The sequence below is a fragment of the Caenispirillum salinarum AK4 genome, assembly GCF_000315795.1.
In the GTDB taxonomy this organism is placed as follows: Bacteria; Pseudomonadota; Alphaproteobacteria; order Rhodospirillales; family Rhodospirillaceae; genus Caenispirillum; species Caenispirillum salinarum.
Genome location: NZ_ANHY01000017.1, coordinates 103,711 through 116,893, shown reverse-complemented (window position 1 = coordinate 116,893; position 13,183 = coordinate 103,711). Strand labels below are relative to the sequence as shown.

Below are 13,183 nucleotides of genomic sequence, written 5' to 3'. Positions count from 1 at the left end.
GCCGACTTTGCTTGACGGTATCCCCGATCCGCCGCGTACACTCGGGCATGATCCGGGGACGACACCGGGACGATCACAGGAGACTCTTTCAGAATGACGCCCGACACCAGCATGCTCAGCCACCACGACGCCCTCGTCTACACCATGGTGATGACGGCCGCCGCCGACGGTGACCTCAACGACGACGAGCTGCGCACCATGGGCAACATCGTCCAGTCCCTGCCCATCTTCCAGGACTTCGACCCGCAGCACATCACCGCCGTCGCCGAAGACGCCGGGCGCCTGCTGTCCAAGGCCAACGGGCTGGAAGAGGCCATCTCGCTGGTGGACGACGTGCTGCCCGACAAGCTGCACGACACCGCCTATGCGCTGGCCGTCGACGTCGCCATCTCCGACGGGCAGTTGGCGCAGGAGGAACTGCGGATCCTTGAGCTGATCCGCCACAAGCTGAACGTCGACCGGCTGGTCGCCGCCGCCATCGAGCGCGGATCGGTCGTCCGCCACCGCAAGCTCTGACGCCGCCATGGCCGAGGGCAGCCTGCAAGGTCGCCGGGTCGGCCTGATCGGGCTCGGCCTCATGGGGCGTCCCATGACCGACAACCTGAAGGCCGCCGGCGCGGACATGCACGTCTGGACCCGCGATGCCGCCAAGCGCGCGACGGCCGCGGCAAAGGGGTTCACGGCTGCCGGGACGCCGCGCGACCTGGTGCGGGCGGTGGACACCGTCATCATCATGGTTGCCGACACCCCCGCCGTCGCCGCCGTTCTGGACGGGCCCGACGGCGTGGTGGCCGGACTGTCCGACGGCGTGCTCGTCATCGACATGGGCACCACCGCGCCGACCGCCACCAAGGAGTTCGCCGCCCGTGTGGACGCGGCTGGCGCCCTGTGGCTCGACGCGCCCGTGTCCGGCGGCGAAGTGGGGGCGCGCGAGGCCAGCCTCACCATCATGGCCGGCGGCTCCGACGCCGCCTTCGCGCGTGCCGAGCCGATCCTGCGGGCGCTCGGCCGCAATGTCACCCACATGGGCGGCCCCGGCGCGGGCCAGGTCACCAAGGCCGCCAATCAGGTGATCGTCGGCCTGACCATCGGTGCCGTGGCCGAAGCCTTCACCCTGGCAAAGCACGCCGGCGTCGATCCGGCGACGCTGCGGGAAGCCCTGCTGGGCGGGTTCGCCGCCTCGCGCGTTCTGGACCTGCACGGCCGGCGCATGGTGGAGAACGCCTTTACGCCCGGCGGCAAGGCCGCGACCCAGCGCAAGGACATGGCCCAGGCGCTGGATCTGGCGGACAGCCTGGGCGTCGAGATGCCGGCGACGGCACTCAACAAGTCCCTCTACGACGTCCTCTGCGACGACCGCGGCGAGGGCGACCTGGACCACGCGGCGCTGATCCGCGTCTTAGACCCCGACACCGCCCCCAACCCTGACAAGACCGCATGACCGACACAGCCACCGACACCCCCGTCCCGCCCGGCAGGCTGCGCGAAGTGGTGACGCACCTTGAGATGCTCGCCCGCCCCACCGGACTGGACGCCGCCGAGCCGCCGCCCGAGCCGGGCGTCCGGCTGGAGCGCGTGACGCGGCCGGCGGTGGCCTTCTACCGCTTCCTCTACAACACCATCGGCGAGCCCTGGCTGTGGCAGGACCGCCGGCGCCTGTCGGACGACGCGCTGGCCGCGAAAATCCAGGCGGAGGGCGTGCAGGTCCATGTCCTCTACGCCGACGGCCAGCCGGCCGGCTACGTGGAACTGGACATGCGCGAGCCGGGCGATGTGGAACTGGTGTTCTGCGGCCTCATGCCCTGGGCCATCGGGCGCGGGCTGGGGCCTTGGATGCTCCGCCGCGCCACGGCGCTGGCCTGGGACGCCCCCGGAACGCGCCGGTTCTGGGTGCACACCTGCAGCTTCGATCATCCCTCGGCGCTGAAGATGTACAAGGCCGCCGGCTTCGTGCCCTTCGACGAGGAGGTCAACATCGTGCCCGATCCGCGTGCCGACGGCCTGATTCCGAAGGATGCCGCACCGCATGTGCCGATGACGGTTTGAGGGGCGGGGGTTTTCCCGCAGCGGTTCAGCCCCCACGTGATTGGAAACAACCAACACATACAACCGACACACGGGGGACCTTTCGCATGACGTCGCTGGTGCTCGCCTGCCTGCTGTTCCTGCTGCCGCACCTTGTCATCACGCCCACCGCCGCCCGCCCCGCCCTCATGAACGCGATGGGGGAGCGGATCTACCTGGTCCTCTATTCCGCGCTGTCGCTGGGCGCGCTGGTTTGGATGAGCATAGCCTACGGCGATGCCCCCTACGTCCACGTATGGACACCGCCGCCGGGCCTGCCGCACCTGAGCCTGATCCTGGTGCCCATCGCCTTCGTGCTGATGGTGCTGGCCGTCGCCACGCCGAACCCGACATCGGTCGGCGCCCGGAAGGTCCTGGAAAAGGGCGAGGCGCGCGGCATCTTCGGCATCACCCGCCATCCGCTGATGTGGGCCTTCATCCTTTGGGCCGTCGCGCACCTGCTGGCCAACGGGGACCTGGCGTCCATCCTGCTGTTCGGCACCATCTTCATCACCGCCGCCGTCGGCATGGTGCTGCAGGACAAGCGCAAGTCCCGCGAGGCGCCGGAAGGCTTCGGCCGGCTGAAGGCGCACAGCTCCATCATCCCCTTCGCCGCCCTGGTGAGCGGCCGCGCGAAACCGGCGCTGGGCTGGGCCGACGCGGCCAAGGCCGCCGCCGGGCTGGTGCTGTTCGCCGTGCTGCTGATGAGCCACCGGTGGCTGTTCGGCGTCTCGCCGCTGCCCATGTGACCGACCGGGCGGGTTCGGGCGGCGCCCAGGCGCCGGCGGGCGCCGTCAGGCGCCGGCGCGCACGTCGTGCCCCGCCTCCCGCAGCACCCCGGCGGCCTTGGGGGCCTGTTCCTCCTTCACGAGGATCCAGTCGGTGTCGTAGGTGGACAGCACGAACACGCCCACCCCCGCCTCCGCCAGCGGTGCGGTCAGGGTGGAGACGACGCCGGTCACGTCGAAGGCGAACGGCCCGTGCAGCTTGAATACCCGCCACGGACCGTCCACCCGCAGGCCCGGCCGCGAGCCGTTGGCCGGCGCGGCGTCATGGCCGCAGACGATGGACAGTTCGTCGCCCGTGCGGGTGACGCTCTGGAACGGCCCGCGCCACGCCCAGTCGGGCACCGCCGCGTTCGCCGGCAGGCGGCAGACGGCCAGCGCCTCGGGCATCAGGGTCAGGGTGAAGGTGTCCACGGGTCAAGGTCCTCTTGCCAAGTGGTGTCCACGCCTGCCCGATGCCCTTGCGTCGGGATCGTCCGTCCAATCACGGTCGTTCGAGGACAGCCCAGGCCCCGTGCGGGCCAGACCGCTTGGAACGCCGGACGAAGTAGGCGTGATCCGGCTTGATGATATACGTGTGCGTCGTATCGTTGCCGTAGCGGCTATGGATGACATTGTTCATGCGAATCGACGCGAACTCCCGGAACCACCGTTTCCGGTAATGCTGGGCAACATCCGCCGATGTCTCGTCCACTGCGTCAAACCGGACGCCCGTATGCCCATAGGCCGGCGAAATGTAATCGCCCATCCACTTCTCGCCGACAAATGCCGCCACGTTCAGCGGTTCAGCATCCACGGGATAGATATTCTTGTCCACCGCACCGCCCGTTACGAGCATGTAGTGCGTGAAGTCGGGAATCTCCGGCCGCTGGTAGGCGTAGACCTCGCCGCACGTCCGGGCCAGGTCGGCGAAATGGTAGCAGAGCTGGTTGCCCTCGATCTCGACCCGGCCGGTCCCGACGTGCGTTTCGCCTTTCGTGCTGCCGCCAGTGCGGTACGTCACCGTCGCCGTCCCGTCGTTCCGAAGCTCGGCGAAGTGACCGCTGCCGAACTGCGGCGCGAACAAGTAACGGCTGCCGGGCGAGAACGCCGCCTCAAGGTCCTGGGCCGAGAGCAGGCGTCCCCCTTCCCGCTCCACCATGGCGACCGGGAAGGTCTGCTTTTCAGACGTCGTCTGGCAGGCCGACAGGCCGAGTGCCGTCGCAGCGGCCGCAAGTACAATCCAAATCCTACGCACGAGTAAATTCCCCCACTTTATTTGCGGACATGCGGAGACTACCTCACGGGAGCACCCTCAACAAGCGCACCGCACCCCATCTGCGTCACCTATTGGAGGAAGTTCAGTGGGACGCACCACCCAGCGCGCTCAAGGCCGCGACGCCGATGAAGGTCAGCGCGATGCCGCCCCACTGGGTGCGGCCGATGGGCTCGCGCAGGATGACGTGGGCGAGCAGGATGGTCACCACGCCGACGGCCGAACTGACCACCGTCGCCACCTCCGCCGCCACGCCGCTGGTCACCGACAGCAGCGCCAGGTAGCCCGCCGCGTCCAGCGCGCCCTGGAGGATCAGCACCGGCGTCCAGCGGCCCGGATTGGCGATGCCCCGGCCGCTGAGAACCAGCAGCGCCAACAGCACGACGGTGGACGCGATGCGCGCCACCCACAGCGCCGTGATCTGCCCCAGGCCGTCCACCGCCGGCTGGGCGAACTTGAGCGCGAGCGCGAAGCACAGGCCGCTCGCCAGGCCGATGAGGATGAGCGAGCCCCGCCGGGGCGCGGCGGGCTCGGCATCGTCCTGCACCTCCTCCGGCCCTTCGTCGGCGTTGCCGTGCGGATCGACGGCGGAGACGACCCAGACGCCGAACAGCGTCAGCGCCATGGCCGCCCAGGCGAGCCCGTCCGGCCGTACCCCCTGGAAGACGACGCCGATCACCAGTGCCCAGACGGGATAGGTCGACGCCAGCGTCACCGCCAGCGCGACCGTGCCCAGCCGCAAACCCTGGTAGAGCAGCGTCAGCGCCGCCGCCGTGGCCAGGCCGGATGCCGCCGAGAGGACGATGACCAGCCAGCCGCCGGTCATGGGCGCGCCGATCCACAGCCAGGCGCCGGTCATCAGCGTCATCGACACCGCCGACGCGCCCAGGGCCGACATCATGGCGCCCAGCGCACGGCTGGTGAAGCGGGCGGAGAAGTCCGCAGTTCCCCACGACAGGGCCGTCAGCAGGCCCAGAAGTGCCGCCACCGGATCAGGCCCCGGCGACGGTGGCGATCAGGCGCTCCACGTCCTCGTCCCGCGTGTTGAAGGCGCAGACCATGCGCACCGCATCCGGCCCCAGGTCGGGCCAGGGAATGATAAGGAAGCCGCCCGCCTTCACCCGATCCCGCGCCTCCGCCGGCATGTGGACGAAGATTTCGTTGGCCTGGACGGGATGGGCCAGCCGCACGCCGGCGGCCGTCAGCCCTTCGGCGAGGCGGGCGGCGCAGGCGTTGGCGTGGCGGGCGTTGGCGATCCACAGGTCGCCCTCCAGATAGGCCTCCAGCTGGGCGGAGACGAAGCGCATCTTGCTGACCAGGTGGCCGGCGCGCTTGCGGCGGTATTCGAAGCCGTCAGCCAGTTCGGGCTTGAAGAAAACCACCGCTTCCGCCGCCCAGCAGCCGTTCTTGGTGGCGCCGAAGGACAGCATGTCCACGCCCTGCTTCCACGTCGCCTCCGCCGGGGAGCAGCCGAGCGAGACCAGCGCGTTGGCGAACCGCGCGCCGTCCATGTGCACCGCGAGGCCCGCCCCGTGGGCGGCGTCGGCGATGGCGGACACCTCAGCCGGCGTGTAGACCGTGCCGGCCTCCGTCGCCTGGGTGAGCGTCACGGCAGAGGGCCGCACCCGGTGGACGTCGCGCGCCGCGGCCAGGGCCAGGGGCGCGGCCATGGCCTCGGGCGTCAGCTTGGCATCCGCGCCCGGCAGCGCGATCAGCTTGGCGCCGGCGGTGAACATTTCCGGCGCGCCGCACTCGTCGACGTTGACATGGGCGTCCTGGTGGCAGAGAACCGCGCCCCACGGCGGCGTCACGCAGGCCAGGGCCAGGGAATTGGCGGCGGTGCCGGTGGCGACGGGGAAGGCGCGCAGGTCCGGCGCCTCGAACACGTCGCGCAGGCGCGTCTCCACCCGCGCGGTCCAGTCATCGCCGCCATAGGGGATGGCGGGGCCGTCGGCCGCCTTCGCCAGGGCCTCCATGACCTTGGGATGCGCGCCGGTGACGTTGTCGCTGCCGAAATTGCTCACCTGGGTTCTCCGGTAAAGGAATGGTTGCGAAAAGCGCCGTAAAATCTTGACACTCCTTCGCCGCAGGCTGGAAACTATGCGGCCTCGGCATGCCAGACAACCCGTTTCGCCAACAAAGGGACTCGACATCTCCGTGAGCCAAGCCGACAACGCACCGCCGGCGCCGCAGACCGCCGCGCCGACTTTGGAAGTGGTCGACATTCACAAACGGTTCGGCGGGCTGGAAGTGCTGAAGGGCATCTCGCTGGAGGCCCGCGACGGCGACGTGATCTCCATCATCGGGTCCTCGGGCTCGGGCAAGAGCACCTTCCTGCGCTGCATCAACTTCCTGGAAACGCCCGATACCGGCCTTGTCCGCATCGGCGGCGAGGAAGTGCGCGTGCGGCCGGGACGCGGCGGCAAGCCGGGCATCGCCAGCCACAAGCAGCTGGAGCGCCTGCGCACCCGTGTCGGCATGGTGTTCCAGAGCTTCAACCTGTGGCCCCACCTGACGATCCTTGAGAACGTCATGGAGGCGCCGGTCCACGTCCTCGGCCAGAACAAGGCCGAGGTGCGCGACCGCGCCATGGCGCTTCTGGACAAGGTGGGCATCGCGGCGAAACGCGACCACTACCCCAACCACCTGTCGGGCGGCCAGCAGCAGCGGGCCGCCATCGCGCGCGCGCTGTGCATGGAGCCGCAGGTGATCCTGTTCGACGAGCCGACCAGCGCGCTCGACCCCGAACTGGTGGTGGAGGTGCTGGGCGTCATCCGCAAGCTGGCCGACGAGGGCCGCACCATGCTGATCGTCACGCACGAGATGGCCTTCGCCCGCGACGTTTCCAGCCAGATCATGTTTCTCCACGAGGGCCGGGTCGAGGAACAGGGGCCGCCGTCCAAGCTGTTCAAGGACCCCTCGTCGGAGCGGTTGCGCCAGTTCCTGGCCAACCACCTTCACTAGCCGCCGATCAACCCAAAGCAAGACACGCCGGCCATCGAACCGCCGGCTCTGCCATCAGGGAGCGCATCGCATGACCATCAAGAAGACCCTTGCCGCCGCCGCCACGGCCGTGGTGCTGGCCGCCTCGGCCACCGCCGCGCAGGCGCAGGACACCATCCGCATCGCGACCGAGGGCGCCTTCCCTCCGTTCAACACCATCGATGAATCCGGCCAGCTCCAGGGCTTCGACGTCGACATCGCCAACGCGCTGTGCAAGGAAATGGAAGCCGACTGCGAGATCGTCGCCCAGGACTGGGACGGCATCATCCCCGGCCTGCTGGCCAAGAAGTACGATGCCATCATCGCGTCGATGTCCATCACGCCGGAGCGCCAGAAGGCGGTGGACTTCACCGACCCGTACTATTCCAACAAGCTGCAGTTCGTCGCGCCCAAGGGCCAGGAGATCGACACCTCTCCGGAAGCGCTGGAGGGCAAGACCATCGGCGCCCAGCGCGCCACCATTTCCGGCCAATGGCTGGAAGAGAACGTGCCGGGTGCCGACATCAAGCTGTACGGCACTCAGGAAGAGGCCTTCCTCGACCTCGCCTCGGGCCGCCTGGACGCGGTCCTGAACGACGTCTACGTCACCTATGACTGGCTGCAGACCGAGGAAGGCGGCACGTTCGAGTTCAAGGGCGAGCCCGTCTACGACGAGGACAAGATCGGCATCGCCGTGCGCAAGGGCGACGACGAGTTGCTGAACCGCCTGAACGAGGCGCTGGCCGCCATTATCGAGGACGGCACCTACGCCGACATCAACGAGAAGTACTTCCCGTTCAGCATCTACTAAGCTGAGCGATCCGGGCGCCCCGCCGGCCGACCGCCGGGCGGGGCGCCCGTTGCTTTTTTGCCGGGGCGAGCGTGACACCTGTGCGGTCGTCGCCCGGCAGCGGCGGCGACGTCGATCGCCGCCGGATACGAGGGGAGTCGGGGGCCGATGTTGCAGGGCTTCTTGCCGCAGTTGCTGAGCGGCCTTTGGGTGACCGTCCAGTTGGCGCTGGCCGCCGTCTGCGTCGGGCTGGTGATGGGCATCCTGGGTGCGGCCATGAAGCTGTCGCCGATTGCGCCGGTGCGCTGGATCGCCGAGGTCTACACGGCCATCTTCCGCGGCCTGCCGGAACTGCTGACCGTGCTGCTGGTCTACTTCGGCGGCACCGTGCTGCTGACCGCCATCGTGGGCGACTACGTGGAGGTTTCGGCCTTCGGGGCGGGCGTCGCCGCGCTCGGCATCACCTTCGGCGCCTACGCGACCGAGGTCTTCCGGGGGGCGATCATCGCCATCCCCAAGGGCCAGATCGAGGCCGCCCACGCCTACGGCATGAGCAAGCTGCTCACCTTCCGCCGCGTCGTGCTGCCGCAGGTCTGGCGCATCGCCCTGCCCGGCCTCGGCAACCTGTTCCTGGTGCTGATGAAGGACACCGCACTGGTGTCCGTGGTCGGGCTGGAGGACCTGATGCGCGAGGCCGACATCGCATCCCGCTACACCAAGGAACCCTTCACCTTCTACATGGCGGCGGCCGTCATGTATCTGGGCCTGACGGTGGTCAGCATGGCCGTGCTGCACCGCCTGGAAAAACGCGCCAACCGCGGCCAGCGCCGCGCGGCCTCGTGATCGGGACGGAGGACTGAGCCATGAACATGGAAACCTTCTTCTCCGTCTTTCCCGGGTTGATGGAAGGCGCCTGGCTGACGGTGCAGCTTGTGGGCATCGCGGTGCTGATCGGCTTCGCCATCGCGCTGCCCGTGGCGCTGCTGCGGGTCTCGGAGAACCCCCTGGTGCGTGCGGGGCCTTACGCCTACATCTTCTTCTTCCGCGGCACGCCGCTGCTGGTGCAGATTTTCCTCGTGTATTACGGCCTGTCGCAGTTCGAGGCCGTGCGCGACAGCTTCCTCTGGCCGGTGCTGCGGGAAGCCTACTGGTGCGCCATCATCGCCTTTTCGCTGAACACGGCGGCCTATTCGGCGGAAATCCTGCGCGGGGCCATCCAGGCCGTGCCCTGGGGCGAAGTCGAGGCCGCCCGTGCCGTCGGCATGAGCCGGGCGCTGACCTACCGCCGCATCATCCTGCCGCGCGCCTTTCGCATCTGCCTGCCGGCCTACGGCAACGAGGTGATCCTGATGGTGAAGTCCAGCGCGCTGGCGTCCACCATCACGCTGCTGGACCTGACAGGCATGGCCCGCAAGATCATCGCTGTGAACTATCAGCCGGTGGAAACCTTCGCGGCGGCGGGCGTCATCTATCTGGTGATGATCTTCCTGTTCGCCACCTTCCTGCGCTGGCTGGAAAAGCGCCTGCACGCGAACCTGAGCCCCCCGCCGGGGATGCCGAACTAGCAGCCGGCCGGCTCCGCATCGCCGGCGCGGGCGGGCGGCTCAGTTTCCCGCGATCAGGCCGGCCACCACCGCGACGAGGTGCTGCGGCTGGGCCGGCTTCTCGATCCTGGGGACGTCGGCCAGTTCCGGCGGGACGTCGATGGTTTCCGAGTACCCCGTCGCGAACACGAACGGAATGCCCCGGTCCCGCAGCAGCCGGGCGGCCGGCCACACGAGGTCGCCGCTCAGGTTGATGTCGAGCACCGCCGCATCCAGGTCCTCCGCCTCGGCAGCGCGCAGGGCGCGATCCAGCGTGGACGCCGGGCCGGCCACGGAACAGCCGACGGAGACAAGAGCCTCAGCCATCTCCTCGGCGACGAGGTGCTGGTCCTCGACCAGGAGGACCCGCCTGCCGCTCAGCGTCGCGGCCTCCCCGGCGGACGGTGCGATGGCGCGGCGGGGGTCGGAGGTGCTGCGCTTTTCAACAACCTCCAGCGCCCGCAGCGGCAGATCGAACACCGCACGCAGGCCACCCGCCGCGAAGTCGAGCGTCACCGTGCCGTCCAGCTCGAACGTCAGCGTCCGCTCGATCAGGCGGGACCCGAAGCCCTTGCGGCGCGGCGGGCCGGGAAGCGCCGGGCCGCCCTGCTCCGCCCAGACGAAGACCAGCCGGCGGTCGTCGGCGGCCCCCTCGAACCGCCAGTCCACTGCGACGCTGCCCTCGGCCACCGAGAGCGCCCCGTATTTCACCGCGTTCGTCACCAGCTCGTGCAGCGCAAGGGCGAGCGTCTGCGCGGCTTTCGGCGTCACCCGCAGGTCCGGCCCGCCCGCCCGGATGCGCGATGCACCGCCATCGCGGTAAGGCGCCAGGGCGTTGTCGACCAGATCGCGGAACCGCGCGCCTTCCCACCGGCTGGCGGCCAGCAGGGTATGGGACTCCGCCAGGGCCGAAATACGGCCGATCAGCCGGTCTGCCGCATCCGACCCGCCGAGGTCCGCCCCGCGCAGGCTCTGCCGGACGATCGACTGCACGACGGCAAGGACGTTCTTCACGCGGTGGTCCAGCTCGGCCATCAGCATGGCCTGGTGCTGCTCACTGCGCTTGCGTTCGGTGATGTCGATCACGAATTCGGCCGCCGTGCCGTCCTCGAGCATCTTGCTCGCACACAGGGTCCAGACGACGGAGCCGTCCTTGCGCGTGTACTCCTTCTCGAACGGGCCGGCCGCGCCGTGGGCCTTCAGGTCGGCGACCGTCTGCGCGTCCCGCCAGTGCCAGTGGGGCGGTGTCAGGCTTTCGTACCGGATCAGGCCGGCCTGCAGTTCGGCGCGACTGTAACCGATGAGCGACAGGAAGGTGTCGTTCGCATCGTGGATGCCGCCGACAAGGTCGAAGAACACGATGCCGACGGTCTCGATCTCCAGCACCTTCCGCAGCCGGCCCTCGCTCGCGCGCAAGGCCGCCTCGGCGCGGACGCGGTCCATCGCCACGCTCACCCGCTCGGCGACTTCCTCGGAAAGGTCGATGTCGGCGGCCGGCCAGTGCCGGGGCGCGGCGGCGTGCACGGCGAGGACCGCCACCAACCGGCCATGCCGGACGTGCGGGATGTAAAGGATGGCGCGAATGCCGGCATGGACGAAGGTCTTCGCCGCATGGGGTGTGGCCGTGCGCGGGTCGTCCATCACGTCGTTGATGGCAATGCTGCGTCCTGCCTCGAGGTCAGCGATGAAGTCCGGGCCGAAATCCTTCAGCCGGTGGCGGCCGTCGTCCCGGTGGGGCGCGATCGCGGCGTACCCGCCGGACGGATCGACTTCGGCGAAGGCCGCCTGCTCGGCCCCAAGGTGCCGGGCGAGCAGCGCCGCCGCGTCGCGGGCAAGGTCCGACGGATCGCCAGGCATCCGCAGACGCTCGGTCAGGTCCGCCCGGAGGCGCGCCCGCCGTTGCTCAAGCACCTGCTCGGTGGTCTCCAGACAGGGGCAGAAGAAGCCCAGCACGGCGCCGTCCTCGTCGCACACCGGCGTGTAGGAGAACGAGAAGTGGGCTTCCTCGGGATAGCCCCGGCGCACCATGACAAGCTGAATGTCGTCCATGTGCAGGGCTTCGCCGGCGTAGGCGCGCGCAACGATGGGCTTGAGGTCGCTGTCCCATATTTCGTGCCAGATTTCATTGAAAGGCTGGCCGAGCGCCGGATGCTTGGCGGCAAGAATTTCGCCGTAGGCGTCGTTGTAGAGGGTCGTCCGCTCAGGCCCCCAGACCAGGAACATGGGCTGACTGGAGGCCAGCATCAAGGCCGTCAGCGTCTGCAGGACCTGGGGCCAATCCTCGGGCGGACCGAGCTGCGTCGCGGCCCAGTCATAAGCGCGGATACGGGCGCCCATTTCCCCGCCGTCCGCCAGGAACGGTAGTGCCGTCTCCGTTTCGCGCAAATCACTCGCCTTTCTTGGTGCCAGCCTTGCACTATAGTCACCATAGTCACTATGGGCACCGCAGACCATCTACGCGATCCGGTTCGGCGGGGTTCCGACCGAAGCAGGGATGGCGCTCAAGCGTCCTCGAACCCGGTCAGCACGTTCACGGCATTGACGCCCAGGTCGTCCACCGCGTACCCGCCCTCCAGCACGAACACGGTCGGCACCTTCAGCGCCGCCAGACGCGCGCCCACCAGGGGATAGCGGTCCGACGACAGGGTGAACTTGCTGATGGGGTCCTGCTCGAAGGTATCCAGCCCCAGTGACACCACCAGCACATCCGGCCGGTAGCCCTGGATGCGGCGGCAGGCGTCCTCCAGCGCCGCCGACCAGCGTTCCCAGTCGGTGCCCCAGGGCAGCGGGAAGTTGTGGTTGAAGCCCTCGCCGGCGCCAGAGCCGGTCTCGTCCGCATGACCCAGGAAGTAGGGGTATTCCACCTCCGGGTCCGCGTGCAGCGACAGGAACTGAACGTCGGCCCGGTCGTAGAAGATGGACTGCGTGCCGTTGCCGTGGTGATAGTCCACGTCCAGCAGGCTCACCCGCTGCGCCCCGTTGTCGCGCAGGGCCTGCGCCGCGATGGCGGCGTTGTTCAGGAAACAATAGCCGCCGTAGTAGTCGATGCTGGCGTGATGCCCCGGCGGACGGCAGGCGGCGAAGGCGGACTTCAGCCCGCCGGCCACCTGCTCGGCGGCGGTCAGGGCGCAGTTGGCCGAAGCCGTGGCGGCCTTCCAGGTGCCGGCGGTCAAGGGCGTGCCGGCATCCATGGCGTAGTAGGCGATGCGGCCGTCGATGTCCTTGGGGATGCGGTCGTCGCGCATGCCGCGCTTGCCGAAAGTGAAGGGGATGGCGTCCCAGTCGCGGCCCTGCGCCGTCCACAGGTCCCAGCACTCGGCCAGGAAGTCCACGAAGCCGGCGTCGTGGACGCGCTTCAAGGGCACCACGCCGAAGTCCCGCGGCGCGACGATCTCGCCCAGGTCGACGGCCTTCAGGCGGTCGAGCACGATGTCGGTGCGGCTGGGGTTCTCGAAGCAGGGGACGAGTTGCCCCTCGTTCAGCTCCGCCCGGCCATGGTGCAGGCGGCAGTCCTCGGAATAGACGGTGAGCATCGGCGACCCTCAGGCTTCGGAAACAAGCCTTTAGTCCCAGCACGCCCCGCCCCGCCTGTCAAGAAAGAGGCCCCGCCGAAGCCGGCGGGGCCGAGTCTCATGATGAGGGAGTGGAAGTTGGAGACCGACAAGGGGGACGCAAGTTTGTCTGTCTCCAACCATCCTTACGCAGGCGCCGCCGCAACCGGATC

General features: G+C 68.9%; 14 protein-coding genes. 8 read left to right on the top strand and 6 right to left on the bottom strand.

Annotated features, from left to right (window positions below; translation table 11 throughout):
* Nucleotides 1-93: 93 nt before the first annotated feature.
* The 4 genes from C882_RS16540 to C882_RS16525 all read left to right on the top strand — a co-directional run bounded on the left by C882_RS16540 (nt 94) and on the right by C882_RS16525 (nt 2,813).
* Nucleotides 94-516 carry a tellurite resistance TerB family protein gene (locus C882_RS16540; RefSeq protein ID WP_009541795.1) on the top strand — a complete coding sequence of 141 codons (423 nt, stop codon included), beginning with the start codon at nt 94-96 and terminating at the stop codon, nt 514-516.
* 7 nt (nt 517-523) lie between these two features.
* Nucleotides 524-1,441 carry an NAD(P)-dependent oxidoreductase gene (locus tag C882_RS16535; RefSeq protein WP_009541794.1) on the top strand — a complete coding sequence of 306 codons (918 nt, stop codon included), beginning with the start codon at nt 524-526 and terminating at the stop codon, nt 1,439-1,441.
* Complete coding sequence (locus C882_RS16530; RefSeq protein WP_009541793.1) at nt 1,438-2,046, top strand: GNAT family N-acetyltransferase; 609 nt, start codon at nt 1,438-1,440, stop codon at nt 2,044-2,046. The genes C882_RS16535 and C882_RS16530 overlap by 4 nt, the downstream gene beginning before the upstream one ends.
* Nucleotides 2,047-2,132: 86 nt before the next feature.
* Nucleotides 2,133-2,813, top strand: coding sequence for an NnrU family protein (locus C882_RS16525; RefSeq protein ID WP_009541792.1), 681 nt, complete (start codon nt 2,133-2,135; stop codon nt 2,811-2,813).
* 45 nt (nt 2,814-2,858) lie between these two features.
* On the opposite strand, the gene C882_RS16520 is transcribed toward C882_RS16525, so the two are convergent.
* From C882_RS16520 to C882_RS16505, 4 genes are all read right to left on the bottom strand, one after another.
* Entirely contained in the window at nt 2,859-3,263 is a 405-nt protein-coding gene (locus C882_RS16520) for an ACT domain-containing protein (RefSeq protein WP_009541791.1), read from the bottom strand.
* A gap of 70 nt (nt 3,264-3,333) precedes the next feature.
* Nucleotides 3,334-4,086, bottom strand: a complete 753-nt coding sequence (locus C882_RS16515; protein ID WP_009541790.1) for a hypothetical protein — start codon at nt 4,084-4,086, stop codon at nt 3,334-3,336.
* Between the two features lie 103 nt (nt 4,087-4,189).
* On the bottom strand, nt 4,190-5,092 hold the full coding sequence (locus C882_RS16510; protein ID WP_009541789.1) for a DMT family transporter: 903 nt from the start codon (nt 5,090-5,092) through the stop codon (nt 4,190-4,192).
* Nucleotides 5,093-5,096: 4 nt separating this feature from the next.
* Entirely contained in the window at nt 5,097-6,128 is a 1,032-nt protein-coding gene (locus tag C882_RS16505; protein ID WP_009541788.1) for a threonine aldolase family protein, read from the bottom strand.
* Between the two features lie 133 nt (nt 6,129-6,261).
* Here C882_RS16505 and C882_RS16500 point away from each other — a divergent pair, with 133 nt between their 5' ends.
* The 4 genes from C882_RS16500 (at nt 6,262) to C882_RS16485 (ending at nt 9,441) form a co-directional block, all read left to right on the top strand.
* Entirely contained in the window at nt 6,262-7,068 is an 807-nt protein-coding gene (locus tag C882_RS16500; RefSeq protein WP_009541787.1) for an ABC transporter ATP-binding protein, read from the top strand.
* Nucleotides 7,069-7,138: 70 nt separating this feature from the next.
* Nucleotides 7,139-7,897 (top strand): ABC transporter substrate-binding protein, encoded by a 759-nt coding sequence (locus tag C882_RS16495; protein ID WP_009541786.1) that lies wholly within the window; start codon nt 7,139-7,141, stop codon nt 7,895-7,897.
* A gap of 147 nt (nt 7,898-8,044) precedes the next feature.
* Nucleotides 8,045-8,719, top strand: coding sequence for an ABC transporter permease (locus C882_RS16490; RefSeq protein WP_009541785.1), 675 nt, complete (start codon nt 8,045-8,047; stop codon nt 8,717-8,719).
* 20 nt (nt 8,720-8,739) lie between these two features.
* Complete coding sequence (locus C882_RS16485; RefSeq protein WP_009541784.1) at nt 8,740-9,441, top strand: ABC transporter permease; 702 nt, start codon at nt 8,740-8,742, stop codon at nt 9,439-9,441.
* Between the two features lie 39 nt (nt 9,442-9,480).
* On the opposite strand, the gene C882_RS16480 is transcribed toward C882_RS16485, so the two are convergent.
* Together C882_RS16480 and C882_RS16475 are read right to left on the bottom strand one after the other, a co-directional pair.
* Nucleotides 9,481-11,796: an HWE histidine kinase domain-containing protein gene (locus C882_RS16480; protein ID WP_009541783.1), complete on the bottom strand. Its 2,316-nt coding sequence runs from the start codon at nt 11,794-11,796 to the stop codon at nt 9,481-9,483.
* A 164-nt stretch (nt 11,797-11,960) separates the two neighbouring features.
* A complete protein-coding gene (locus C882_RS16475; protein WP_009541782.1) occupies nt 11,961-12,992 on the bottom strand; it encodes a histone deacetylase family protein in 1,032 nt (343 codons plus the stop codon).
* Nucleotides 12,993-13,183: the final 191 nt, after the last annotated feature.